This window comes from Acidobacteriota bacterium, from assembly GCA_035471785.1.
Taxonomy (GTDB): domain Bacteria; phylum Acidobacteriota; class UBA6911; order RPQK01; family DATIPO01; genus JANQFM01.
Genome location: DATIPQ010000095.1, coordinates 48,740 through 73,338, shown reverse-complemented (window position 1 = coordinate 73,338; position 24,599 = coordinate 48,740). Strand labels below are relative to the sequence as shown.

Annotated in this window: 17 protein-coding genes; 4 read left to right on the top strand and 13 right to left on the bottom strand. The window is 64.3% G+C overall.

The features are described 5' to 3' along the window. The first annotated feature begins 76 nt into the window (after positions 1-76). Positions 77-1,759 carry a hypothetical protein gene (locus tag VLU25_13425; protein ID HSR68932.1) on the top strand — a complete coding sequence of 561 codons (1,683 nt, stop codon included), beginning with the start codon at positions 77-79 and terminating at the stop codon, positions 1,757-1,759. Positions 1,760-1,802: 43 nt separating this feature from the next. Here the strand turns inward: VLU25_13425 and VLU25_13420 are convergent, their stop codons facing one another. Genes VLU25_13420 through VLU25_13405 form a run of 4 tightly spaced genes read right to left on the bottom strand, consistent with a single transcriptional unit; the run spans position 1,803 to position 6,188 of the window. Next, positions 1,803-3,071: a TlpA disulfide reductase family protein gene (locus VLU25_13420; protein ID HSR68931.1), complete on the bottom strand. Its 1,269-nt coding sequence runs from the start codon at positions 3,069-3,071 to the stop codon at positions 1,803-1,805. After that, positions 3,068-4,162, bottom strand: coding sequence for a thioredoxin domain-containing protein (locus VLU25_13415; GenBank protein ID HSR68930.1), 1,095 nt, complete (start codon positions 4,160-4,162; stop codon positions 3,068-3,070). The genes VLU25_13420 and VLU25_13415 overlap by 4 nt, the downstream gene beginning before the upstream one ends. Positions 4,163-4,195: 33 nt before the next feature. Beyond that, positions 4,196-4,942 (bottom strand): methyltransferase domain-containing protein, encoded by a 747-nt coding sequence (locus VLU25_13410; protein ID HSR68929.1) that lies wholly within the window; start codon positions 4,940-4,942, stop codon positions 4,196-4,198. 19 nt (positions 4,943-4,961) lie between these two features. Continuing rightward, complete coding sequence (locus VLU25_13405; protein HSR68928.1) at positions 4,962-6,188, bottom strand: YbhB/YbcL family Raf kinase inhibitor-like protein; 1,227 nt, start codon at positions 6,186-6,188, stop codon at positions 4,962-4,964. Positions 6,189-6,331: 143 nt separating this feature from the next. On the opposite strand from VLU25_13405, the gene VLU25_13400 reads away from it, so the two are divergent. Continuing rightward, positions 6,332-7,558 (top strand): DUF3179 domain-containing protein, encoded by a 1,227-nt coding sequence (locus VLU25_13400; GenBank protein ID HSR68927.1) that lies wholly within the window; start codon positions 6,332-6,334, stop codon positions 7,556-7,558. Positions 7,559-7,869: 311 nt separating this feature from the next. Here VLU25_13400 and VLU25_13395 read toward each other — a convergent pair whose 3' ends face one another. From VLU25_13395 to VLU25_13380, 4 genes are all read right to left on the bottom strand, one after another. After that, the gene (locus VLU25_13395; GenBank protein HSR68926.1) at positions 7,870-10,983 is read right to left on the bottom strand and encodes an error-prone DNA polymerase; all 3,114 of its coding nucleotides are present in this window, start codon (positions 10,981-10,983) and stop codon (positions 7,870-7,872) included. A gap of 266 nt (positions 10,984-11,249) precedes the next feature. Continuing rightward, entirely contained in the window at positions 11,250-12,605 is a 1,356-nt protein-coding gene (locus VLU25_13390; GenBank protein ID HSR68925.1) for a hypothetical protein, read from the bottom strand. Next, positions 12,562-13,278 (bottom strand): ATPase domain-containing protein, encoded by a 717-nt coding sequence (locus VLU25_13385; GenBank protein HSR68924.1) that lies wholly within the window; start codon positions 13,276-13,278, stop codon positions 12,562-12,564. Before VLU25_13385 ends, VLU25_13390 begins: the two co-directional genes overlap by 44 nt. A gap of 225 nt (positions 13,279-13,503) precedes the next feature. After that, positions 13,504-13,746, bottom strand: coding sequence for a hypothetical protein (locus tag VLU25_13380; GenBank protein ID HSR68923.1), 243 nt, complete (start codon positions 13,744-13,746; stop codon positions 13,504-13,506). Positions 13,747-14,001: 255 nt separating this feature from the next. Here VLU25_13380 and VLU25_13375 point away from each other — a divergent pair, with 255 nt between their 5' ends. Then, positions 14,002-15,666, top strand: coding sequence for an amidase (locus VLU25_13375; GenBank protein ID HSR68922.1), 1,665 nt, complete (start codon positions 14,002-14,004; stop codon positions 15,664-15,666). Between the two features lie 142 nt (positions 15,667-15,808). Here the strand turns inward: VLU25_13375 and VLU25_13370 are convergent, their stop codons facing one another. The 5 genes from VLU25_13370 to VLU25_13350 form a co-directional block, all read right to left on the bottom strand. Further along, entirely contained in the window at positions 15,809-16,999 is a 1,191-nt protein-coding gene (locus VLU25_13370) for an RNA-binding domain-containing protein (GenBank protein ID HSR68921.1), read from the bottom strand. A 150-nt stretch (positions 17,000-17,149) separates the two neighbouring features. Then, a complete protein-coding gene (locus VLU25_13365) occupies positions 17,150-17,566 on the bottom strand; it encodes a hypothetical protein (protein ID HSR68920.1) in 417 nt (138 codons plus the stop codon). 111 nt (positions 17,567-17,677) lie between these two features. Then, positions 17,678-18,802, bottom strand: coding sequence for a lipocalin-like domain-containing protein (locus VLU25_13360; protein ID HSR68919.1), 1,125 nt, complete (start codon positions 18,800-18,802; stop codon positions 17,678-17,680). Continuing rightward, the gene (locus tag VLU25_13355; GenBank protein HSR68918.1) at positions 18,792-21,359 is read right to left on the bottom strand and encodes an ABC transporter permease; all 2,568 of its coding nucleotides are present in this window, start codon (positions 21,357-21,359) and stop codon (positions 18,792-18,794) included. Before VLU25_13355 ends, VLU25_13360 begins: the two co-directional genes overlap by 11 nt. Beyond that, positions 21,356-22,063 (bottom strand): ATP-binding cassette domain-containing protein, encoded by a 708-nt coding sequence (locus tag VLU25_13350; protein HSR68917.1) that lies wholly within the window; start codon positions 22,061-22,063, stop codon positions 21,356-21,358. The genes VLU25_13355 and VLU25_13350 overlap by 4 nt, the downstream gene beginning before the upstream one ends. An 84-nt stretch (positions 22,064-22,147) precedes the next feature. Here VLU25_13350 and VLU25_13345 point away from each other — a divergent pair, with 84 nt between their 5' ends. Next, entirely contained in the window at positions 22,148-24,481 is a 2,334-nt protein-coding gene (locus VLU25_13345; protein ID HSR68916.1) for an alkaline phosphatase PhoX, read from the top strand. Positions 24,482-24,599: the final 118 nt, after the last annotated feature.

Genomic DNA, 24,599 nt, shown 5'->3' with positions numbered 1-24,599 from the left:
AGGGGATTCACTTTCTTTTGATCCGTACGAGGCGTTTCTTGCGCATGTTGAGATGAAAAGGAAAGGAGTCGCCCACATGCAAGTACTCGAAGACCGCATCTCATTGGCCGCCAGCCTGATCATCTGGCTGACGGTTTTCATAGGACTATCCGCATACCACCCCCCCACTTCAGTCTCGGCGGAGGAAAAAGACAAGCCGGTGGCGCCGCTGCTGGAGGGCATGAGCGACCACACTCATCCCATCACCACCTCCTCCCCGCGGGCCCAGCGCTTTTTCGACCAGGGCCTGGTGCTGGCCTATGGATTCAACCACGCCGAAGCCCGCAGGGCTTTCCAGGAAGCGGCGCGGCTCGATCCGCAATGCGCCATGTGCTACTGGGGACAAGCCCTGGTCCTGGGTCCCAACATCAACTCGATGATGGACCCCACCGACATTCCGGCCGCCTGCGACGCCATGGACAAGGCCCTGGAGCTGATCGACCACGCTTCGCCCCAGGAACAAGACTACATACGGGCTCTTTCGGCCCGTTACTCGCGCGACGCCGGAGAGGACCGCTCGGGGCTCGACCAGGCCTATGCCGAGGCCATGGGCGAGCTGGCCCGCAAGTACCCGCAAGACGCGGACGCGGGAGCGCTCTATGCCGAGTCGCTGATGGACACAAGTCCCTGGGACTATTGGGAGGAGGACGACTCGCCCAAGCCAGTGACCAAGAAGATCCTGGCCGAGCTGGAGCGCGTGCTGGAAATGGACCCGGATCATCCCGCAGCCCTGCACTACTACATTCACGCCGTGGAAGCGGTTCATCCCGAGAAGGCTGTAGGGGCTGCCGAGAAGCTGGAGGACAGGGTTCCCGGCGCCGGGCACCTGGTGCACATGCCCTCGCACATCTACATCCGCGTGGGCCGCTACATCGAGGCCGCCGAGGCCAACAAGCGCGCCATCGCCGCCGATGACGACTACATCACCGCATGCCGCAAACAGGGCATCTATCCCTTGGCCTACATGCCCCACAACCACCATTTCCTGTGGGCCAGCGCCAGTTTGGCCGGCCAGAGCGAAGTGGCGCTGGAGGCCGCCCGTCATCTGGCCGAGCACACCGACCACGACATCATGGGCCAAGAGGGACTGGCCACCTTGCAGCACTATTGGGCCACTTACCTCTACGCCCAAGTCCGCTTCGGACGCTGGAAGGAGATCCTCGGTTGGCCTGAGCCGCCCTTCGATTACGTCTACCCCAAGGTCGTCTACCGCTACGCGCGCGGCGTGGCCCTGGCCCGCACCGGACAGGCCGAGGAAGCCGCCCGCGAACTGGACATCCTGCGCCGATTGGCCCGGGACCCGGTGCTCGAATCCAACACCATCTGGGACATCAACCACATGTCCGAGCTGGCCGGCATCGCCTTGAAGGTCACCGAGGGGGAAGTGGCCGCCGCCAAGGGCGACCTTGAAGCCGCCATCGCCCATTTGCGCAGCGCCGTCAAGCTGGAGGATCGGCTTCGCTACAACGAACCCAGCGACTGGCACCAGCCGGTGCGGCAGATCCTGGGCGCCGTACTGCTCCAGGCCGGACGGCCGGCCGAGGCTGAAAAGGTCTACCGCGAAGACATGAAGCACTATCCCGAGAACGGTTGGAGCCTCTTCGGACTCCACCAGGCCCTCCAGGCCCAGGGCAAGGATGCCGAAGCCGCCCAGGTGAAGCAGCGTTTCGAGAAGGCCTGGGCTGCCGCCGACGTCAAGCTGGAAGCTTCCCGACTTTAGGGGGCAGGGGGCATCAGGCCCGCAGGCCGGGGCGTCTGCGGGCCTACTCCTTCAGCAGGGATTCGATGAGTTCTTGGAATTGCCTCACCAGTTGTCGGTGGTGCTCTCCGGTGGCGGGGCCGGCAAAGCCGGAGTGAATGCGGCGCACCTTTCCCTGGCGGTCGATAAAGATGTTGGTGGGATAGGAACGGACGGCCGACAGGTCGGACAACTTCTCTCCGGCGGCGGACTTGTTGCTGGTTCCGGCCAGCAAGAGCGGGAATTCGATGCCGTGGCGTCGAGCGTACTTGCGGACGTACTCCTTGTCGCGCTCGGCGTCGCCGGTCAGCTCGAAGGCCAAACCCACCACCTCGAGCCCCTGAGGGCCATAGCGCTCATGCCATTGCGCCAGCAGCGGCGCCTCGTCGTTGCAGTTGGGACACCAGGAACCAAAGACGTTGACCAGCACCACCTTGTCTTGAAAACGCGGGTCGTCGCTGGCGATGATCTGGCCGTCCAGGCTGGGAAAGCTGAAGGTGAACCGGTTCTCGTCGTTGTTGAGAGCGACTTCCTGGTAAGGATCGGGCAACTGGTCCGATTCGCCTTCTTGCAGGCGGCGGGCGCTCCAGGTGGCGTGGTAGCTGTCGCGGGACCAGAAGTCGCCTTGCAGCGATCCGTCTTCCTGCAGCCGGGCCCGGAAGAGAAAGGCGTGTCCGCCGTCGAAGCAGGAGAGGCGCAAGAGGCCGTCGCGGTAGTCGCCGGCCAGAAAGCGGTAATCGCCCACCGGGGTCAGAAAGGTGCCCACCAAGCCTCCTTCCTCGCGGCGGAACTCTCCCCGCGCGGGAGACTCGCCGTCTTCGTCGCTGAAGACCGCCTTCCAATCTCCCAGCACCTGGCTGAGTTGATCGTCGGCCGGAGCGGCTCGATCTGGAGCGTTCTCTTGCTGCACCGGCAAGAAACGCCGTTCATCGCCGTGGACGGCCTCGAATCCGAGTCGGGAATATCCGCCGGCGGCGCGTTTGCGCCACTCGCCCACAAGATGGCGTCCCTGCCCGCTCATCCCTGCAGTGATCTCGGAGTCGTATCCGTCGATGCGCAAGCGCACCTGGTCGTCCCTCACTTGCAGAGAGGAAAAAGGGACCTTCTCAGGACCGTTGAGGGCGTAGGCGGAATAATCGCCGGGCCGGCCTTCGACCACAAGCGAAAAGGGCAGGGGGCCGCCGGGCGATTGCAGCACGGCGCGCCAGGTTCCGGTGGCCAACCGAGGGCGGCTTTGGCAGGCCGGACCCACGGCCAGCAGGATGAGAATCGCCCCAGCCGCGAGGCGCTTCATTGCCGCCCCTGGCGCTTGATCTCTTCGTCGATCAGGTCAGAAACCTGGTCGGCGCTGGCGGCGCCGCGCACGGGACGGCCATTGATGAAGAGAGCGGGAGTCCCGCTGACGCCGGCAATGCGGCCGTCCTGCATGTCCGCTTCAACGACGTCGGCGTGGCGTCCCGAGGTCAGGCAAGCCTGGAACTCGGTCTGGTCCAGCCCGATGTCGACCGCCTTTTCGCTGATGGCATCCACGCTCAGAGCCGCCGGACGTTCGAAGAGGCGTCCGTGCATTTCCCAGAACTTGCCCTGTTCGAAGGCGCACAGGGAAGCTTCAGCGGCTCTCTGCGCGTTGGGATGGATGCTGTTGAGCGGGAACTGGCGGAAAACCCGCATCACCTTGTCGCCGTACTTTTCGGTGATCACATTGAGCGTATCGTTCATGCGGGTGCAGTAGGGGCATTCGAAATCCGAAAATTCAACCAGAACGACCGGCGCGTCCTCAGGCCCCTTGGACGGATGCCCCTGATGCTCGATGTCGTAGCGGAAGGGCTGGACGCTCTGCGACACGTCGTACTTGACCTTCAGTTCTTCGATGTACTGTTGCAGAAGATTCTCGCGCTGACGTCCTTGCAGAAAATTAATGATCTGGGGACGCACCGCTTCTAGCGGCTGGCGCAAGCGGCTCTTGTTGATTTCGTAAACCTGTTCAATCTCTTCTTCGGCAGGCTCGGCGACTTTGTTGAAGACCTGCGTTTCCAGCAGCTCCTGTTGCTCCATGCCTTGAGCCTGGGCTTCCAGTTCGAGCACCCTGTCGGCAACCATCTCTTCCAGGTGCCGCAGCACGACGTCGTGACGCTTCTGCTTTTGCTCGGCTTCGAACTGGAGGCGCTCGACGCGCAGTGATTCGAAGGCGTCAGCCGCCTTTTTCTCCACCTCGCTGCGCATGATCTTGACGCCGTTGACCACGGCCAGAACATCGGGGTCTGATTCTTCCATCTGCTGCCCCGAAGCGGCTTGCTGGGCGCAGGCCGTCCCGGCCATGACCGCCAGTACTGCCAGTACGGATAGGCTTATCAAAAGGGCTGAGGTAGGTTTCGATCGGTTCACTATCTCGTCTCCTGGTTGAATTATCCGGCTATTTTATCGCAATACCGAATCTCGTGTATCCTCCGCGCGGCCTATCGCGCTCCAGCGGAAGGCCCAGCGCCAGGTGATTTGCAGCTTCTTGAATCCCGCTTCCCGGAAGGTCCGCTCCAATTCGCGGCGGCGGAATCCGCGCAGGATGGACAGAGGTCCGTCGTGGCGGATAGCCCGCGAACGCGAGAGCAGTCCGCTCAACAGCCGAAAGCTCCAGTAGGCGAAAGGATGGCGGTGAAGATCGTTGACCAGGACGGCCTGCCCCGCCGCCGTCCGCAGAGCCCGCAGCACCCGGGCGGCAGCCTCCTCGGGAAAGTGATGGAGAAAGGCCGAACACAGCACCAGGTCGAAGGCTTTGGGGGCGAAGGGCAAGGCGAGGACGTCGGCGGTGACGAACCTGATCGAGTCGCTCGGGGCCGATCGGGCGGCGATGACGTTGGCCTGAGGATTGAAGTCGACGGCCATGATGGACAGGGGAATGCCTCGCCGGCGGGCCCACTGCAGAAGACGGCGCGGGATGTCGCCGCCTCCCGCGCCCACGTCGAGCACCCTGAACGAACGCCCCGGCGGTGATGCGCTGTGCAGACGCGAAAGCTCGGCGCGGGCCGGACCCAGCACGGCCTCGGCCCCGCCCAGCCAACGGTTGACCAGGTTGAGTTCGCGCAGCGTCTGCTCCATCTCGCCCGGCTGCAGCAGGTGGGGTGAATCGATCATCTCCTTCTCGTCGCTGCGCCGGGAAAAATCAACCATGGATGAAAGGCCTGGATGTCTATTGGTCGAGAGCCATGGTCTGGGCGGCGGCCAGAATGCGCCCTTGGATGGCGGCCTCAATTTGAGCCGCCGTAGCGCCCGGCTGGAAGTTGAGAAACCCCTGGATGGCATAGAGCCGGAAGAAAAGACGATGAGGATCGCCGAGGATGGGGCAAGGCGGAGCGTAGCCCAGCGATCCGAAGCCGTTGAGACCGTGCACGCCGCCCAGGGGCAGAAAGCCGTCGGTCTGCTCGATCTCATTCAACTCGGGGATGTGCCTGGTAAAGGCAGGAATGTCGTAGACCACCCAGAGGGGGAAAAACCCGGCGTCGGCGTCGTCCAGGATCATCACGTAGCTTACGGACTCTTGCGGGGCCACAGGCGGGGCCGGCGACCAGAACAGGGCCGGCGTGAAGATGGAGGGCGAGTCGCAGGTGAAATCTTCTGGAATGGTCTCGCCCAGCGCGAAGGCGGCGCTTTGCAACTCGGCCAGAGGACGCGGAGGCACGGCCGTCAACTGCGATCCGCCCTCCACCAACTCCTGACGCAAGGCTGTTACGAAGAGTCCCTCGTCGGACTCGATCTGCACCGATCCCACGAAGTCGTCGGGCACGTTGTCGAAGATCTCGTCCACGAAGCGGGCCAGATGACCGCCGTAGTCGAAAGCCTCGACGCCGACCTGATTGCCCCCGGAATTGAAGAGCCGCATGACGATGTCGAAGTCCGCCGTGCTCTGAAAGGCGGCCAGGGCAATGCCGGTGCGCTGTCTTGGGAAGTTCTGCTCCACCGGAATGCGCATCCACTTGGTCTGGGGAGGATCGGTAACGCCGGTGGAATCGGTCAACTCGCCGCCCTGCCGGAGGTTGAAGAAATAAGAGAGAGCCAGGTCCTGCGCGCTGGAGGCGCCCTGAGCCAGCACCCTGAGATAGCCGATGCGGGGCAGGTTGAGGTCGGAGGTGAGGCGGAAACGGCGCGAGCCTCCCGCCGCCAGGTTGACCTGAAAAATGCCGTCGGCCTGCGGGACACCGTCCAGCAGCCAGGCCGTGGTCCAGAGGCGCTCGTTTTCCTGCAAGAGCCGTACTTCTCCCGTCCAGCCGGCCTCCGACGAAGTGTTGGTGACGATGAGCACGGCTTCGAAGCCGCCTCCCAACACCAACTGCGGAAAAGTGCGTGCCTGCAGCCATACAAGGCTAAGCGCCGTGCACAGGCCGGCAAAAAGAGCGAAACGAGTCCATCTAAAATCCATTGCGGCTCCTCGTATTCTGCCGTCGGTTGGCGAGATTCATCTTAGCACCCCGGACCGGAGCCTCGGCGACGGCCCGCCCTCCATTGCCTTGGCGAAGGGGGGCTGCTTGGCAACCCACACCCATCTGCGTTAAAACAAGACCAATGAAAAAGCGTCTCTTGCAGATCCTGCCCTTCCTGCTGACCGGACTTTCGGTGGGGATCTTCTACCTGGCCATCATCTTGATCAGCCCCACCCGAACCCAGACGCCGGCCGCTATCGAATGGTCTTACTTCCTTCATTCCTGGCAGGTGCTGCTGTCGGCGGCCTTGTTGACCCTGGGTGTCCTGCTGACCTTTTACCTGTGGTCCCGCACCTCCTCCCTGCTCTACCGCATCGGACTGGTGGTCTGCCTGTGCCTGTTGCTGGGGACGGCCTACCTGAGCATGGGAAAGAGCGTCATCACCTCGATGTTCGAGCGTCTTGACGGCGGACGCTACCTGGCGGCGGCCCAGGCCGATCACGTGGCCGACGAAGAGATGGTCATGGGCCTGACGGTGGGCGGCAAAGCGCTGGCCTATCCGGTCAAGATGGTGTCCTACCACCACATCGTCAACGAACGGCTGGCCGGCGAGCCTTTCGTAGTGACCTACTGATCGCTCTGCCACACCGGTCTGGTGTGGGAGGCGACGGTCGACGGACAGGCTCTGACCTTCGAGCTGGTGGGCCTCAACAACCAAAACTTCATCATGAAGGACCACCAGACCGGAAGCTGGTGGCAGCAGGTGACCGGAGAGGCCATCCAGGGTCCGCTCAAGGGCAGCCGCCTGACCTTGAAGCCCTTCGACGAGGTGTCCTTCGCCATTTGGAAGCGGGAGCATCCCGATACCCAGGTGCTGGCCCCTGACGATCGCTACGCCGAGTTCTACTTCGGGCCCGGGGAGAAGCGTCCCCAGGACGGCGGACCCTTCGCCTTTCCCACTTCGGTCGATGGAGGGGACGAAGTCGAGCTGGGCGCCCTGGTGCTGGGCCTGAAGCTGGGCGGACGCGCCAAGGCCTATCCCATGGACGTGCTGCGGAAACAGAACCCCATCGCCGACCTGCTGGGCGGACAGGCCCTGTTGCTGGTGGTGGCCGAAGACGGGAACTCGGTGCGGGCTTTCCACCGTCAGGTGGAAGGACAACGGCTGGATCTCTACCGCAAGGCCGAAAGCGATCCGCTGCGCCTGGTCGACGCCCAGACCGGCAGCGAGTGGGATTTCTCAGGCACCGCTCTCTCGGGGCCCCTTGAAGGCAAGCAACTCGAGCGCCTGCCCGTGATCAAGGACTACTGGTTCGACTGGAAGCAGTTCAATCCTGAGACTTCGGTCTACAACGCCGGCGTTCGATAGTGGCTTTCGCGGATGCCTGTGGCTCCGGTGGGGATCGCCGCAAGGATGCGCCTGCCACCAGGTCAAGGATCAGCTCAGTTTCCACGACCTTGGGTCGAACTTCCAGCACCCCATCTTCAACTCACCAGTCCACGGCCACACGCACTTGGGAGTCTTGGGAGTTTTGGCAGTTGGGATCGTTGGGATCTGGAAGTTGGCGGCAGTGGCGCATCCTTGCGGCGATGGAGGGCAGTGCTGCAGGCGCGGCTGGAGGGCGGGGCCGTTTCACAGAAAGTCACTCGGCCGGCTATGGGGCTTTTGCAGATGCTCCCTCAGTGGAAGTCGTGGGAGCGGGTGCGGGGGGTGCGGGGATCGAAGGGTTGAAAGCGGGCCGCCTTGACCGAGATGACGTTGTGGCGGCTTTGCAGGCGGCCTTCCACTATCAGGCAGGAGTTGCCCAGCAAGGTGAGGCGCTGCTCCTCGAAGAGCCGGGGCGTGACCACGATGTTGCTGATGCCGGTCTCGTCCTCGAGGCTCATGAAGAGGAACCCCTTGGCGGTCATGGGACGCTGGCGCACGATCACCATCCCCGCCACCTTGACCCAGCTTCCATGACGCAGCTTGGCCAGGCCTGAGGCCTGCACGATGCCCTGGCTGGAAAGCTCTTTCCGGCGCAGCGCCAGGGGGTGAGGACCGATGGTGAGTCCGCTGCCCCGGTAGTCGGCTTGCAGGCGTTCAGAGGCGTCCATCTCGCGCAGGGGCGAGGACTCGGGGGCTTCTGCAGCCTCTTGCTTCTTGAAGAGAGGACCTCCGGGGCGGCAGGCCTTTTCCACCTGCCAGAGGGCCTGACGGCGTTTCATGCCCAGGCTGTTGAGGGCTCCGATCTGAGCCAGCACGGCCATTTCCTTGCGCTGCAGCGAGCAGCGGCGGCGCAGGTCGTCGAGAGAGGCGAAGGGCCGCCGGCGGCGTTCGGCTTCGATGTCCTGCGCCTTCTGGCGGCGCAGCCCGGACGCGTAAATCAGTCCCAGCCGCAGCGAGCCGTCCTCTTCAACCGAGCACAGGCAGTGGGAGCGCTGCACGTCCACCGGACGCACCCTCTGCCCCCGATGCTGGGCGTCCTTGACCAGGGTGGCGGGATGGTAGAAGCCCATGGGCTGGTTGTTGAGCAGGGCGGCATAGAATTCGGCCGGAAAGTGAGCCTTCATATAGGCGCTGGCGTAGGCCAGCAAGGCGAAGCTGGCCGAATGCGATTCCGGAAAGCCGTAGAGGGCGAAGGACTTGACATAGCGCAGGATCTCCTCAGCCGCCTGGCCGCGGATGCCGCGTCGGGCCATGCCCCGCAGCAGGTCGTCCTCCAACTCGTCCATGGCCTCGGTTGAACGCTTGAATCCCATGGCGCGGCGCAGTTGCTCGGCCTGTCCGCCCGTGAATCCGGCCGCCGTCATGGCGATTTTCATGAGCTGTTCCTGGAAGAGGGGCACGCCCAGCGTCCGCTTGAGGATGGGCTCCAGGCTGGGGTGGGGATAGCTGACCGGCTCTTCCCCGTTGCGGCGGCGCAGGTACGGATGCACCATCTGTCCCACCACCGGGCCGGGACGGATGAGCGCCACCTCCACCACCAGGTCGTAGAAGCAGGTGGGCTTGAGGCGGGGCAAGGTGGCCATCTGGGCCCGGCTTTCCACCTGAAAAACGCCCACGGTATCAGCCTTTTGCAGCAGGTCGTAGGTCTTGGGGTCGTTCTGGGGAAGGTGGGCCAGGTCGATCTCGCCTCCCCTTTGCTCGATGAGGCGGATGGCGTCCTGCAGGGCCGACATCATTCCCAGGCCCAGCAAGTCGACCTTGATGATTCCCAGGTCGGCGCAGTCTTCCTTGTCCCACTGGATGACGTGGCGGCCCGGCATGGTGGCGTTTTCCAGCGGGACCACGTCGTCCAGGGCTCCCTGGGCCAGAACCAGTCCGCCCGAATGCTGACCCAGGTGGCGGGGCAGGTTCTGGATCTGCTTCCAGAGGTGAAAAAAGCACTGGGCGCGGCGCTCATCGAGGGGGATGCCGGCTTCCAGGAAACGTTTTTGGCGCTCTTCCTCCTCTACTTTTTCATGGAAGACGCTCATCAGGCGCGAGAGCTTTCCCAGCGTCTCCTCGGGGAATCCCAGCGCCTTGCCCACCTGGCGGGCGGCGCTCTTGCCCCGGTAGGTGATGACGTTGGCCGTCATGGCGGCTCCCCTCCGTCCGTAGCGCTGGTAGACGTGCTGGATGACCTCTTCGCGCCGGTCTCCGCTGGGCAGGTCGAGATCGATGTCGGGCCACTCGCCCCGCTCTTCGGAAAGAAAGCGCTCGAAGAGCAGGTCCATCCCCACCGGGTCGACGGCGGTGATCCCCAGGCTGTAGCAGACGGCGCTGTTGGCGGCCGACCCGCGTCCCTGCACCAGGATGTCGCGGCGGCGGCAATAGCGCACGATGTCCCAGACGATGAGGAAGTAGCCGGCCAGGTCGAGCTTTTCGATAAGGTCGAGTTCGCGGGCGATCTGGCGGCGGGCGCGCTGGTGATAGGGGCGGTAGCGCTTGCGGGCTTCCTGCTCGGTCAGCTTGCGCAGATAGCTGGTGGGCGTCTCTCCGGCGGGAGCCAGGAAGTCGGGAAAGCGGTAACCCAGGTTGTCGAGGGTGAAATCGAGCTTCTCGCCCAACTCCAGGGCGTTGCGCCAGGCCTGGGGACAATCGGCGAAGAGCTTTTTCATCTCCTCGGGAGGCTTGAGATAGGACTGGGCGTTGGGGGCCAGTTTGCGTCCGGCGGCTTCCAGCGTGGTGCGGTGGCGGATGCAGGTCAGCACGTCCAGCAGCGGACGGTCCTGGCGGCGGGCGCAGCGGACGCCTCCGCTGGCCATCAGGGGCAACTTGAGGGAGCGCGAGAGGTCGATCACCTCCTGGTTGACGATCTCCTGGCGGCGGCACTGGTGGCGCTGCAATTCCAGGTAGAGACGCTGTTTGGGGAAGACGGCCGAGAGGCGGTCGAGCAGGCGGCGGGCGGCGCAGCGTCCGCCCTGGGCCAGGGCGGTGTGCAAGGGGCCCTCGGAGCCGCCCGTCAAGGCCGTCAGTCCGCCGGCGAACTCGGCCACTTCGTGCAGTCCGGCATCGCCCTCGCCCTTGCCGGCCCGCATCTTGAGGCGGGTGACCAGGCGGCACAGATTGCGGTATCCCTGCCGATTCTCCACCAGCAGCGGCAGGGAGCAGGTGCGCCCCTCCATCTCGTCCAGGCGCAGCGTCACCAACGACCCCACCAGCGGACGCACCCCCTGGCGGCGGCAGGCCTTGAAGAAGCGGGGCGCCCCGTAGACTCCGTCGCAGTCCGCCAGGGCCAGCGCTTCATACCCCAACCGGGCCGCCTGCCCGGCCAATTGCTCGGGAGTCGAGGAGGCCTGCAAAAAACTGAATGCGCTCTGTGCGTACATTGGCTTAGATTGCAAACATGATCGTTTTATTTCACGCCTTCAGAGGTGCTTCCATTACCCAGGGTGGAGTCCGCTGCAAGCGAAGCGCGGCGAGGACGGAACCCTGGGTTTCGCGTACAAAAACAAATGAAACACTGAAAGTGTGAGATAAAAAATTAGGGGCTGCTCGCCGCTAGGGTCACCAGGTGGCCAACAAGTTCACACACGAATCAAGTTCAGCGACCGCGCTGAAGGCCTAATTGATCTCGGCGGTATGAGGCCGCTCGCTAGTCGTAGACACCTTCTAAGAACCACCCCTCGCGGCGAGGGTCGCGGAAGAGGCGCAGCAGGGCGCCGTCTTTGAGTTCTACGTCGTATTGCTGGCGCTGATAGCCGTGATCATCCCGCCACCAGTCGCCGCTGGCATGCCAGGGACCGGCGCAGCGCACCACCTGTCGGCGTTCGATTTCCACCGCCGCAGGCGGACGGCAGCGGCGCAACACAGGAGCAGGAACTTCCGAAGCCACCGCGAAAGCCGGAGCCGGCGGCAAAGCCTTCTTAGAACGGCCCTTGCGCTGTCCGCCGTCGAGGCGCAGCGGACGCATCTCGAAGGCGTCAGGACGATGGGTGTCGAGCGGATGCGGACAGCCCACCATGTCCTCTCCCACCAGCGCCGTCAGACGGGCCAGAGTACGTGAGAGCCTCTCGGGATCAGCCACCGCCTCCTGCAGCAGCGAAAACTGCAGGGTGCGGGCCGGAACCGGCTCGAGACGCACCGCCAGCCAGTGGATGCCGGCCTCCAGGGGACGCTCCTGCAAATCGAGGCGCAGCAGCGAGTGCATCACCTTGGACGACTTGAGGGGAAAGGCCAGTTGCAGGGTGCGGGTGAAGACTTCTCCGTTATCCAGCCCCAACTCCAAGGTCACGGCCTCGGCCGCCATTCCCCGGCTTTGCAGGCGACGGCAAAGCTTGTCCAGCAGGCCCTGGAGGGCGAAGGAAAGGGGCTCCAGCGAATCCAGCGTCCAGTCCAGGTCGCGGCGTTCTTGAAAGGCGCCGGGAGGCGTCCAGGGTTGAAATGGACGCAGGTCCTCTCCCCGCGACAAGGCCTGCAGGCGCGTCCCGGCAGGACCCAGGCGGGCGGCCAGTCGGCCCTTGGGCAGGTCGATCAGATGGCCCAGCTTGCGGATGCCCCAACTTCCCAACACCTGGCGTTCCTGCTGACCCAGCGAAGGATCCAGCAAGCTGAGGACCTCCACCGGCAGGGCGCGCAGAAAGCTTTGCTGGCGCTTGGGATCAAGGCGTCCGCGGCAGCCGTTGAGGGCCGCCAGCAGAGCCGCCGTGCGGGTAGAGGCGGAAGCCCACAGCGGCAGGGGAAGGGGTTGCTGCGGACTCCCGCCTTTTCCGTCCTCCCGGGGGAGCAGGGAGGCGGAAAGCTGTTGCAAAATAGGCGGCTCGCTGCGCCTCGTGGCCTCCAGTACAAGCCCCTCTCCGCTGCCTTCGGCCAGCTCGACGCGCTCCATGCGCGGCGTCAGTTCCCGCGCCAGATTCAATAACTCGGCCGTCAGCACGAAGCGGCCTCGGGCCTCGTCTTCGACCTCCTCAGGAGGCGTCGCAAAGACCGCAATGTAGCGTAGTGCTGCCATAAGATCTTCCTTTCATCACTTCGATTTCATCAACGGCGCCGCGCAGGACACAGGGGTGAGGAGCGCCGGCTTCCAATCCCCAATCGGTGGACGCGCGGCGCAGCGAAAGGGCCAGCGAGGCGGCACTGCCCGCCAAGCCGCGGCGGTTGAGCACCAGCATCAGCAAAGGCGTCCGCTCCACCGCCTTCTGGAGGCGGAAAAAGGTCTTGCAGGGAGCCGTCAGTCCGCTTTCGCCGGGCGGCGCCGAAGGACGGTCCAAGTCCAACACCAGGGCCCCGAAGCCGCCTCCCCGCGCCACCATGTCGGCCGCCTTGAAGGCGCGGGCCATAGAGCGGGAGGCGGCCGCCGAAGCGCAGCGCACCCACAACAGCTTCTCCAGGTCCACTCCGCAGGCCTGAGCGGCCAGCGGATCCAGGGCGTCAAAGGCGTCCACGTAAGCTGTCAGCTCATCCTGCGCGGCGGCCCGAGCCAGCACCCGCAGAGCCAACGTGCTGCGCCCGCTGGAAGGGCCGCCAATCAACTCCACCATGGCTCCGCGCGGAAATCCTCCTCCCAGCAGTTCATCCAGATGGGGCAATTCGCTGCTCAGGCGTTCGATGCGGGAAGCCTTCTGGCGACGCGCCAGATCGCGGCCCCTGAACACCCCTGCGCTCTGCTCCATCAATGCCTTCATAGCCTCTCCTAAACACTTTTTGTTCACCTATAAGCATAAACGGAAAGGACTGCCTTCTTCAACTAAATTTCACCCAAACTTGCCAGCAGTGCGCAAGTGGGGGCGGAAACCGGTACCGTGGGATGAGAATCGGAGGATGGGGGCAAAAAAAGAGGACCGCCTTTGACTGAAGGCGGTCCTCTCAAGGATATGAATGCAGTTTGTTTCGTCAGAGGCCTGGCCGTCTTAAGCGACTTCGATAATTTCCTCTTCTTTCAACTCCATGCGGGCCAGGTCACGCTCGGTGACCTTCATCTGACGAGCCGACATCTTGTAGTAGTGCGGATGAGTAGCCTTGGTGGCCGAATAGACCTTCTCCCAGCAGTCCGGACAGACGTCGAGGTGGTAGAGGTAATCCAGCTTTTCCTCTAGCTCCAGTTCACTCCGCAGGTAGCGAGCTAGCCATTGGCGATCACAGTAGTCAGTCATGGTGTGCCATCCTCTCTTCCTGGCTTCCAATCCACTTAGACCAACTTTTCGGTAGGAAAGTTTCAAAACTTTATGCCGTTCTTTGCGCGGCGCGCCTGTAAGTGTCTGCAAAACAACAAATTAGACAGCCATCACCAATTCTTCAGTTTCACCAGCTTTTTGTGCCCAAAGGCATGTGGTCGTCGCTCGGCCTTTGTTTTGCTAAAGTAAATTTCCATGAAAAGGGCAACGCTTGAAACCTCACGTCGAAACTTCATGGCTTATTTCGCGGGCGCCGGGCTGACGGGCACCCTCCTTCCCGGATCTTTGTGGACCGCCCTGCAGGAATCTGAGGAACCCAAGGTCACCACCGCCATGTTGGCCCAGGCCGAGGCTCTGTCGGGTCTGCAGTTCAGCGAAGAGGAGCGCCAGATGATGGTGGAGGACCTCAACGACACCCTGGCCGACTATCAGCGCCTGCGTCAGGTCGAGCTGCCCAACTCGGTTCCTCCCGCGCTGCATTTCGACCCGCGGCTGCCCGGCATGCGTTTCGACCAGAGCCGGCGGCCTCTGCGGCAATCGACCGGCACCGCCCGGCCCATGCCCTCCGACCGGGAAGAGATCGCCTTCTGGCCCGTCACCGACTTGGGCCGCCTCATCCGCCGGGGGGAAATCACTTCGCTGCAACTGACCCAACTCTACCTGGAGCGTCTCAAGCGTTTCGATGCCAAGCTGCAGTGCGTCATCACGCTCACCGAAGAGCTGGCGCTGCGCCAGGCCCGGCGGGCCGACGAAGAGTTGAGCCGGGGAGTCGACCGGGGACCCTTGCACGGCATTCCCTGGGGAGCCAAGGATCTGCTCGCCACCAAGGGATACCCCACAACCTGGGGCGCCATGCCCTTCAAGGACCAGGTCATCGACGAGGACGCCACGGTAGTGCGGCGCCTGGAAGAGGCCGGCGCCGTGCTGGTGGCCAAGCTGACACTGGGAGCCCTGGCCTGGGGCGACGTCTGGTACGGAGGCACGACCAAGAATCCCTGGAACCTGGAACAGGGCTCCTCGGGCTCTTCGGCGGGGCCCGCCGCGGCCACCGCCGCCGGCCTGGTGGGATTCGCCATCGGCAGCGAGACCTGGGGATCGATCGTTTCTCCCGCGACCCGCTGCGGCGTCACCGGACTGCGTCCCACCTTCGGACGCATCAGCCGTCACGGCGCCATGGCCTTGAGCTGGAGCATGGACAAGCTGGGGCCCATGGCCCGCAGCGTGGAAGACTGCGCCCTGGTGCTGGACGCCGTTATGGGTCCCGACGGACAGGACCCCATGGCCTCGGACCTGCCCTTCAACTGGGACGCTTCGGCCGACCTGGGGACGGTGCGTGTCGGCTACCTGAAGAGCGATTTCGAGAGCGGACGCGGAAGCGAGGCCATGAAGGCCAACGACCAGAAGACCTTGCAGGTGCTTCGCGAACTGGGAATCGACCTCGTTCCCATGGAGCTGCCCGACTTCCCGGTGGGAGCGCTCAGCTTCATCCTCAACACCGAAGCGGCGGCCGCCTTCGACAGCCTGACCCGCTCCAACCGCGACGACCTGATGGTGCGCCAGGAGCGCCGGGCCTGGCCCAACGCTTTCCGCGGGTCGCGCTTCGTTCCGGCGGTGGAATACATCCAGGCCAACCGGGCCCGTACGCTATTGATGGGACTGATGGACGAGGCCCTGAGCGACCTCGACGTCTACGTGTCGCCCTCCTTCTCGGGCAATCTGCTGCTCACCAACCTGACCGGCCACCCGGGAATCGCCCTCCCCAACGGCTTCACCGAAGAGGGCTCCCCCACCAGCATCACCTTCTGCTCCCGCCTCTACGCCGAAGACAAGCTCTGCCTGATCGCCAAAGCCTACCAAGACGCCACCGACCATCACCTCAAGCACCCCGAACTGGCCTGATGGACGATTCGACTCGCCTAACCCAGGGGCCGATGGCAGCTTCGGGCGATTCGCTCCTGCCGCGGCCTCGACCCAATGTTGCGGCTGTCGTCGCGCAGCGCCATGAAGAGAGGAGGACCAACATGGCACCTAAGGTTCAAGGTTAATCATCCGTTGGGGGATCGAGCCAGAAGGTTACGCGTACGAAGCGGGCGTCGCGGTCTGCTTGGAGGTCGGGTTCGGTGCCGTTGTGCTCCATCATGGCGCGGCGCAAGACGGGCCAACCTCTGCCGCGCTGCTCCATGAATCCCATGGTCAGCATGAAGTTGGCGAGCAACTCGTTGCGCGAGCGTGGATGCCCGCCGGCGCGAACGCTGGAAGGAGTCATGGTATTGGGGAGTGAGCCTGGGCTGGTAACGACGATCCGGTCATCGAACGACTCGAATAGAATCTTGCTGCCCGTAATCGCGTAGTCGCGATGAACCACGGCATTGACCAGGGCCTCACGAGCGGCCTTGACAGGCAGTAGTGGTCTATCTTCACGATAGATCCCTTTGTAGTGCTCTTTCTTCCCGAGTGACCGGAGCCAACCGAGAGCCCGCTCCACCTGCTCATCGATCCGGCCCTGGGCCTGGCCCACCTGCAAAACCTCTCCGGAGCGGTCCGTACCGGCGTAGGCTACGCACTCGACCCAAAAATTCGAGGTCTGAGGGTAATATTGCGGCTCTCTTCCAAAGGCCAAGATCCCGTACAGCGTAGCCGCCAATCGGTCTCCTGCTCGGGCAACTACGCCTCGGTTGAGAAGATCCTCCTCCAAAGAAGGTTGAGGGTCATCATTGAGATCCAATCCCAATCTTGCCAGGTACTTTCGAAAAGCTGAAATGTCGATCTGATTGACGCCGGCAGCCTCTATGGCACGCTCCTCGGTCAAGATGTAGCCGAAGAGGTTGTACAAATCCTGAAGTTCGCTTGGAGAGGGCTCGACACTGGAGCGGCCTCTCCTCACATAGACCCGTCCCTCATGCCTCAGGGGTTCGAAGCCGCGTTGGCTGGGCACTTCAACCCAATGCACCCACCCATGGGGAGCCTCATGGCGTTGCAGGCGTGCCTGAACGGGAGCGCTGAGACCTGTGGTCAGAAACGCTGTGAGCCGCTCCGCGACCTTCTCCGGATCTTCCTTGACTCCGACAATTTCGCAAGTATCGTCAACGCCAAATATGACAACACCGCCCCTGCTATTGGCAAAAGCGGCCAAGGTGCGTCCAGTCGCTTTCAAATCGCCTAGCCCACGCTTGAACTCGGTCCGATCGTCTTCTCCGCTCTCTATTCGCTCGAGAATATCCACCCAGTCCATTGGGTCGCATTCTATCTCAAAAGCTGATCAAGGTCGGGAGGACTGGAGTGGGGAGAGAAGTGAACGAGAAAACTTCGAGTTTAGTTGAGGTGAAAACGCTGCTCTAAACGACAGTTTGGTTGACGGAGCCGCAGCCATGCGCGGGGCAGGTCAGTGGACGGTTTCGGCGGAGGGTTCCTGCTCGGGGGTGGGGATGCATTGGAAGGTGCAGATGCCGGCGGGCTTTCCGTTGAAGAGGACGCGCAGGGTGTAGGTGCCGTACTCGGAGAGGGGCACCATGCGCAGGCGGACGTTTCCTTCCACCTTGTTGCCGGCGTCCACGCGCCCTTTCAGTTCGGGCAGCCGCTCGCTGCGCCCACCGGGCGTCGTCAGTTCCACCGCCACCCGGTCTTCGTCGCCGTCACTGCGGTCTTCGTCGTCGACGAAGAAGCGGAAATAGAGGTACATCTCAGGGTGGGCGGCAGGCACTTCCTTCGACCAGATGCGGTCAAAAATGCCGTTCAGGTAGACCTTGCCGTTCGATTCCTGCAGTACTTTGTCGCAGATGAGTATGGCCTCTAAACGCATGCACCTGCCACTATATCACCGCACTGACGAGCACAGTCGCTCCCCAAAGGCTTTGCCAGGTTCAAGTGCGAAGTGCGACATGCGAAGTGCGAAGGCAAAAACCCACCCCCGTCAAATCGGAGGACGGCTGTTGGGGCCGTAGCCGGTGAGTTCGGCGAAGCCCCGGCCCAGGGGGGCGCCGGAGGGAGAAGTGATCTGGACGGCCCCTTCGTAGTAGTTGAGGTCGGTGACCAGAGACGAGCGGTTTTCCTGGTCCTCGAGCAGGGAGCGGATACGCAGATCGAGGTTGAGGGAAGGGATGCTGAGGGTCCAGGCCACGGGATAGGGGGCCTGGCTTTGGGGGGAGGTCCAGGACTCGCTGGGCGTCAGCGTCCACTCATCCAGTTCGAGGAAGCGTGGGCGGGACTGGGCGTCGATGAAGGTGGCGCGGCCGTGGTCGGGGGAACCGTCTCGGCGGCGCAGTTGAAAAAGCATCAGTTCGCTGCCGTCCTGGAATTGCAGGCTGAACCAGTCCCACCCGACCTGCTGGGGGGAGAGCACCGAGGTGGAGAACTCTTTGTCCATCCAGCTCTGGCCGATGACCTGGTAGGGGCGTCCCCGCAACTCGACCGTCCCCGACGTGTCGAGGCGGGGAAAGGTGTAATAGAGGCTGGCCGAGCCGGGTCCTGGACCCTTGGAGGAGTACCCGTTGGGGCCTTGCAAAACCAGCGGCTTGGCCGGACGTGTAGAGAGATCGAAAGCGATGCCTTTGGCATCGTCGCGGGCGGAGAAATCGAAGGCCTGGCCGTTGAAGCGCAATTCCCAGCGTGCGTCGGTCCCGGCGGGGGCGCGGCTCCAGGCCAGCAAGGGATCGGGGTAGGAAGAGAAGCCCCCGAGGAAGGGCGTGGTGCGGTAGAGAAGTTCGCTGAAGAGATGCTCCCCGCTCCGCAGGTCGGTCAGGGCGGCGTGTCCCATGATGAGCGAGCGGGTGGCCCACCGGGAGTCGAACCGGGGCTGCTGGGAAGAAAGTCCGATGCGATAGAAGGTGAACTGGTAGCCGAAGCGAAAGTCATCCGCGCCCTGCTCTTTGAGATGACCCGTGAAATACCACCACTCGATGCGGTAGTCGTGATGGGCCCAGTGGTCTTGAGGGAAGGCCCAGGAGTAGTCGGGCGCGGCCTGGCGGAACTCGGGCGCCGAGGCCAGCGGAAGGGCCACAAGCAAGGTTGCCGACAGCATGGCGGTCTTACATTTCATCGCGGTTGAGCTCCGTTGCGGGGGTGCGGCTGGCGCGCAAGGCGGGATAAACGGCGGCCGCCAGGGCGGCTATCAGGATGCTGGCCGTCTGTTGGGCCAGAGCTGCCCAGGGCCAGTAGACCTGGATGGTCCATCCGAAGTAGTCGCGGTTGATGACGAAGATGAGGACGGCCGCCAGGGCCGCACCGCCCAGCGCCCCCAGAGCCAGTCCCAGCAATCCCATGCCGGCCCCCTTGCCCAGATAGACCCCGAAGATCTGACGCCGCGATGCGCCCAGAGCGCGGTACAGCGCCAGTTCGGAAACGCCTTCGCGGGCCAGGATCAGCAGGGTCAGGGTGATTCCGCAGACTGCGATGAGCAAGCTCATGACTTGCAGGATGCGCACCACGGCAAATGTCTGGTCGAAGATCTGCAGAGCCGTCTGGCGCAAGCGGCGATTGCTGGTGAAGCTGAGTGGGTCCTGGGAGTAGCGCTGCTTGAGTTGCTCGGCCAGTTCCTCGGCCTGGACGCCGGGCCGCAGGTAGAGAGCGAGATTGCTGGGAGGGCCGTCGCCGAAGAAGCCTGTGAAAGTATCCCAATCCACCACCGCCGCGCCCCGCTCAGAGGCGTAATCGTAGTAGACGCCGGCCACCCGAAGGTGCTGGGCGCCTCCCGCAAGCGGGATTTCCAGCCGGTCGCCCACGCCCAGGCCCATGCGGCGGGAGAGCGGCTCGGAGATGAGCACTCCGCCCTGGCGGGCTTGCCGGAAGGCGCTGCGGCGGTCTCCCTGTTGAAGAGGAAAGCGTCGGTCGCCGTCGGGCAGGGCCAGGTCGACTCCCGAGAGAGGGATCTCCCGTCCGCCCACCGCCACGCGGCGGCTGCGCAGCCTGTCGATGTGGGAAACCTGGGGAAGGCTGCGCAGTTCTTCCACCAGACGCGGACGCATCACCGCTTCGAAGCTGCCCGAGCGCCAGGAAGGCGTGGTGACGTAGATGTCGGCCTGCACGGTCCCGGCCATCCACACCTGCACGGTCTGGCGGAAGCTGCCGATCATGAGCGTGATGCCGATGAGCATGGAGACGGCGATGGAGAGGGCGGCCACGGCGGTGGCGGTCTTGTGAAGCTGCAACGAGAGGGTGCGCAGCGAGTAATCGAACCCGAATCCTCGCAGTGGCAGGAGCCGGAAGAGCTTTTCAACCGCCAGGGGCGCCGTCAGCGGGACGCCGCAGAGAATGGCCAGGGCCAGCAGGAAGCCGGCGGGCTTGTAGTTGTGTCCTGCCAGCCACCACCAGGCCAGAGTGGCCGTCACGATGAGGAGTCCGGCCAGCGCCATGGGACGCGCGAATCCGGCCGCCCGCTCGCGCAGGCTCACCGAGGTGAGCAGTCCGCGAGGGTGGCGACGCGAGACGTCGAGGGCCGGCAAGAGCGCCCCCAAAAAGGCTCCGCCGATGCCGATGGCGGCGGCCAGCAGATAGAACCAGAAGGGGAAGACCAGCGATTCGATCTCGGAGAGCAGGTAGATGTTGGTCAAAGTGGCGCTGACCAGGTCGATGTTGGCCAGGGCCACGTAGTATCCGACGGGTAGTCCCAGCAGTGTCCCCAGGGCGCCCAGCAAGGCTGCCTCGGCCAGGATCAGCGCCACCACCTGAACGCGGCTGGCTCCCAGCGCGCGCAGCAGTCCGAACTCGGCCCGGCGGCGCAGCAGGGAAGCCTGGGTGGCGGCGTAAATGAGGAAGAGTCCCACCAGCAGGCTGATCATGCTCAGCGCCGTGAGGTTGAGGCGGAAGGCCGAAAGGAGCCCGCGGGCTTCCTCTTCCTGCTCATCGAGCGTCACCACCTCGAATCCCGGGCCCAGGACGCTGGACAGCCGGTCGGAGACGGCTTGCAGGTCGACTTGCGGGATGCCGTCCTGATGCCGCCGCAGCATCAGGTCGATCTGGTGAATGCGTCCGGGACTCCCCAGCAGTCCTTGCACCTGGGCGATGTCCATGACCGCCAGCTTGCTGCCGGCCCGGGGGGAGTAGCGTTCAACGGGCAGCAGCAGTCCGACCTCGAGCTCGACCCGGCGGGTGCCGCTGGAGACGGCGAAGCGGCTGCCCGGCCCCCAGCCTTGCCGCTGGGCCAGTTCGCTGGTTACGGCGACCAGTCCGGGCCGGGTGAGGAAATCGCTGGGTCCAAGGTCTCCTCCTTCGTCCGCCGCCTGACGGGCGGCCTGGAAGGCGGGCAGCGGCAGCGGGCCGGCCAAGTCGAATCCGTAGAGCTCGAGGTAGAAAGGATCGTCCTGCTCGACCCGCACGTCGAGCCGGTAGAGGGGCCAGGCCAAGGCCACTTGTGGATCGGCCAAGACACGGGCCAGCAGGGCTTCATCGAAGTCTCCGGCCTTGCAGCGGACGCTCAGATCGGCGGCGCTGGAGATAGCTTCGATGCTCCCGCGAAAGGCTCCGACGGCGCTGCGGTTGATGATCTGGATGGAGAGCACCGCTCCCACCCCCAGGGCCACCCCCAGCACGGTCAGCAGGTAGAGACTGCGTCCCTGACGGAAATGGGCGGCCAGCGTTCTGCGAAAATAGCTGATCACGATGAGGTTTCGGTGACAGTCCGGAGATCGGAGCGGGCCTCCAGAATGCCGCTGTGGATATGCCAGCTTTGCCCGGCCATGCGGGCCAGCGAATGGCTGTGGGTCACGTAGATGAGGGTGCCGTCTTCGTCCTCGACCAGTTCCAGCATCAGCCGCATGACCGCTTCGCCGTTGGCGTCGTCGAGATTGCCGGTGGGCTCGTCGGCCAGAAGCAGGCGAGGACGCCGCAGCAAGGCCCGGCAAATGGCCACCCGCTGCATCTCGCCTCCGCTCAGCTTTTGAATGTTGTCGTGGCCGCGGTCCTCCAGCCCCACACGCCGCAGAAGATGAGCGGCGCGGCGTCGGAACTGGTCGGGGCGGCCTCCGGCGATCAGTTCGGGCAAGTAGACGTTCTCCAACACGCTCAGGTGGGAGAGCAGATGAAAGAACTGGAACACCAGGCCCACCTTGCGGCGGCGCAGCAGCGTGCGGCGGCGGTCGCCCAGGCTGCTGATCTCCTCTCCGTCGATGAGGATGCGTCCGCTGGACGGGGCATCGATGCCGGCCGCCAGGTTGAGCAGGGTGCTCTTGCCGCTGCCGCTGCGCCCTACGATGGACACGGTCTGGCCCTGAGCGACCTTGAAGCTGACCTGGCGCAGCACGGTGCGTCCACCGGTGGGGGTGTCGTAAGTCTTGCACACCTGATCGAACTCAAGTACCGCCATCCCTCCTAACGACGCCATCAGCAGGCAGCCCGTTTCAGCCGCTGACCGGGGTTGGCTATAATCCCGCCTGGAGGAGTCACATCGATGGCCAAGATCGGGCGGCGGGGATTTTTGAAATATATCGGGGCCGGGGCCTCGCTCACTCTAGCGGGGTGGCCCCTGGCTTCCTCGGGCTGCGCACCCGCCCGCCCCAGCCGGAGGCCCGGCGCCTGGACGCTCCCCGACGGCAGCCCCGCGTGGGAGACCGTCGACTATCCCGTTCCTCTGCCCGGCCAGGACCCGTCGATTCCCGATGCCCGGCGTCTGGCCGAGTTCACGGTGCGCGACGAACTGGTCCTGCCCGAGGGATTCCGCTATGACGTCCTGGCCCAGTGGGGCGACCTGCTGGGAGCCGAGGGCCACCGCATCCGCTTCGGATACAACAACGACTACACGGGGCTGGCTCCCGTCCGCGGCAGCGAGGACGAATACTGGCTGCTGGTCAATCACGAGTATGTATCGTTTCGCCCTTACATCGAGTCCTGGCGCGAAGTCTACGGAGACGATCCGCCACAGATCGTGCTGCGTCCGCGGGAGGGATTGGAGAAAGGACGCCTCTCGGTGGACGGGTGGGATTTCCCCTCCCACCGCCTCGACCTCGATTCGGCGCGGGCCCGGTCGATGCCCGAGAAGGTGCGCCGGACGCTGGCCAAGGTGGCCGAGCGGGTGCTCGACGCCCAGGGCGTGAGCGTCCTGCGCCTGCGGCGTCATGAGGACGGGACCTTCGAAGTGCTTTCCCGAGCCTCGGACCACCGCCGCATTTCGGCCTTCAGGCGCCACAACGCGTCCGCTGCGGTCTTCCGATTCAGCGGACCGGCTGGGAAGATCCTGCAAGCCGAGCCGCGCGGCACCATGTCGAACTGCTCAGGCGGAACCACGCCCTGGGGAACCTTCCTCACCTGCGAAGAGAACTTCCAGCAGCAGTCGCAGGAAGAGATCACGCCCGGAGGCGCCCTGGCCGCCCATCCCACCAGGTATCTGGTCGCCGACCCCCACCTGACCGACGATGAAATGCAGGACAGCCACCCTGCGCCGCTGCGCCTCAAGGGACTGGGCCAATTGCTGCCGGAGCCCCTCGACGGGCGACACTATGGCTGGGTGGCGGAAATCGACCCGGCCACCGGAAACCTGACCAAGCACACCCTTCTGGGCCGCTTCCGCCACGAAAACGTGGCCGTCCGCTGCCGGGCGGGAGAGCCCCTGGCGGCCTACATGGGCGACGACCGGCGCGGAGGCCACGTGTGGAAGTACGTCAGCCGGGAGGCGGTGGAGGATCCTTCCGATCCCTCCAACAGCCGGCTCTTCGAGTCGGGGACGCTCTATGTGGCCCGCTTCCGGGAAGACTACAGCGGAGGCTGGATTCCGCTGCTGCCTTCCACCCCGCTGCGCCGTCCCCAGCCTGAGCATTGCCCTTCCGGCCACATGCACCTGCCCGACCGTCCCCGCGGGGGCACGGTCAAGGTGGGGCCTGCCTCCAGCGCCGAGGCGGAGATCACGCTCCAGCAGTGGGTCCAGCGCGTGGAAGCCTTCTGCGGCAAGCCTTTTCAAGACTGCACCTTGGGCGACCTGGTCGAACCGCAATCCGGACCCGAACAGGCGCTGGGCGTGCTGCTGATGGAGGCCTTCGCCATGGCCAACTGCATCGGGGGAACCCCGACCGCCCGTCCCGAAGACCTGGAGGTGCATCCCGCCGACCAAAGCGTCTACATCGCCTTCACCGACGCCACCGAAGGCAGCGAGGGATCGCCCGACCAGCGCATCTTCCCCGACTCGCGCCGGGAGAACTCGCGCCAGTACGGCGCCCTCTACCGGTTGCTGGAAGGCGACGGCAGCGCCCGCTCCGATAGCGAGGATTTCCGCTGGGGCCGATTCGTGAGTTCGGGAGAAGCGGCCGAGGGAGGCGGCGGGTTCGCCCACGCCGACAACCTGGCCATCGATCCTGAGGGACATCTGTGGATGGTCACCGACATCAGCACCTCGGTGCAGAACTTCCCCACCCGCCGGAGCGAGGACCTGACGCGCCGCGGAGAAAAGTACTTTCCGGGTGTCTTCGGCAACAACGCCATCTTCTTCATCCCCACCGGCGGACCCCATGCCGCCCGTCCCTTCTGCTTCGCCACCGGGCCCGTGGAGTGCGAAATGGCCGGCCCCACCTTTACTTCCGACGGACGCACCCTCATCCTCTCGGTACAACATCCGGGCGAGCAAAGCGGCCGCAACGGCGGCCGCCCCCCAGAGCGCCAGACCTACCGCATCAGCAGCCGCGACGGCACCACCTTCGAGCAAACCCGCACCGTCCCCCAGGGAAGCAGCTTCCCCCACGGCGACCCCTCCCGCGCCCCCCGCCCCGCCGTAATCTCCATCACCCGCGGGGAGTAAGCGTGCACGACCTTCCAAAGCCAGCGCGCGTAGCAATGCCTTGCCTTGTATGTTGCGAACCTCTCGATTCCTGGAAAGCAGGAACCGGAGGTGGTCGTCAACTGACAAAAGGACGTGG

Bases quoted from the DNA above. Each gene is read 5' to 3' on its own strand.
- VLU25_13410 (HSR68929.1), bottom strand. From the start codon at position 4,942: ATGGTTGATTTTTCCCGGCGCAGCGACGAGAAGGAGATGATCGATTCA.
- VLU25_13395 (HSR68926.1), bottom strand. From the start codon at position 10,983: ATGTACGCACAGAGCGCATTCAGTTTTTTGCAGGCCTCCTCGACTCCC.
- VLU25_13405 (HSR68928.1), bottom strand. From the start codon at position 6,188: ATGGATTTTAGATGGACTCGTTTCGCTCTTTTTGCCGGCCTGTGCACG.
- VLU25_13350 (HSR68917.1), bottom strand. From the start codon at position 22,063: ATGGCGGTACTTGAGTTCGATCAGGTGTGCAAGACTTACGACACCCCC.
- VLU25_13370 (HSR68921.1), bottom strand. From the start codon at position 16,999: ATGGACTGGGTGGATATTCTCGAGCGAATAGAGAGCGGAGAAGACGAT.
- VLU25_13345 (HSR68916.1), top strand. From the start codon at position 22,148: ATGGCCAAGATCGGGCGGCGGGGATTTTTGAAATATATCGGGGCCGGG.
- VLU25_13365 (HSR68920.1), bottom strand. From the start codon at position 17,566: ATGCGTTTAGAGGCCATACTCATCTGCGACAAAGTACTGCAGGAATCG.
- VLU25_13360 (HSR68919.1), bottom strand. From the start codon at position 18,802: ATGAAATGTAAGACCGCCATGCTGTCGGCAACCTTGCTTGTGGCCCTT.
- VLU25_13380 (HSR68923.1), bottom strand. From the start codon at position 13,746: ATGACTGACTACTGTGATCGCCAATGGCTAGCTCGCTACCTGCGGAGT.
- VLU25_13385 (HSR68924.1), bottom strand. From the start codon at position 13,278: ATGAAGGCATTGATGGAGCAGAGCGCAGGGGTGTTCAGGGGCCGCGAT.
- VLU25_13420 (HSR68931.1), bottom strand. From the start codon at position 3,071: ATGAAGCGCCTCGCGGCTGGGGCGATTCTCATCCTGCTGGCCGTGGGT.
- VLU25_13375 (HSR68922.1), top strand. From the start codon at position 14,002: ATGGCTTATTTCGCGGGCGCCGGGCTGACGGGCACCCTCCTTCCCGGA.
- VLU25_13390 (HSR68925.1), bottom strand. From the start codon at position 12,605: ATGGCAGCACTACGCTACATTGCGGTCTTTGCGACGCCTCCTGAGGAG.
- VLU25_13425 (HSR68932.1), top strand. From the start codon at position 77: ATGCAAGTACTCGAAGACCGCATCTCATTGGCCGCCAGCCTGATCATC.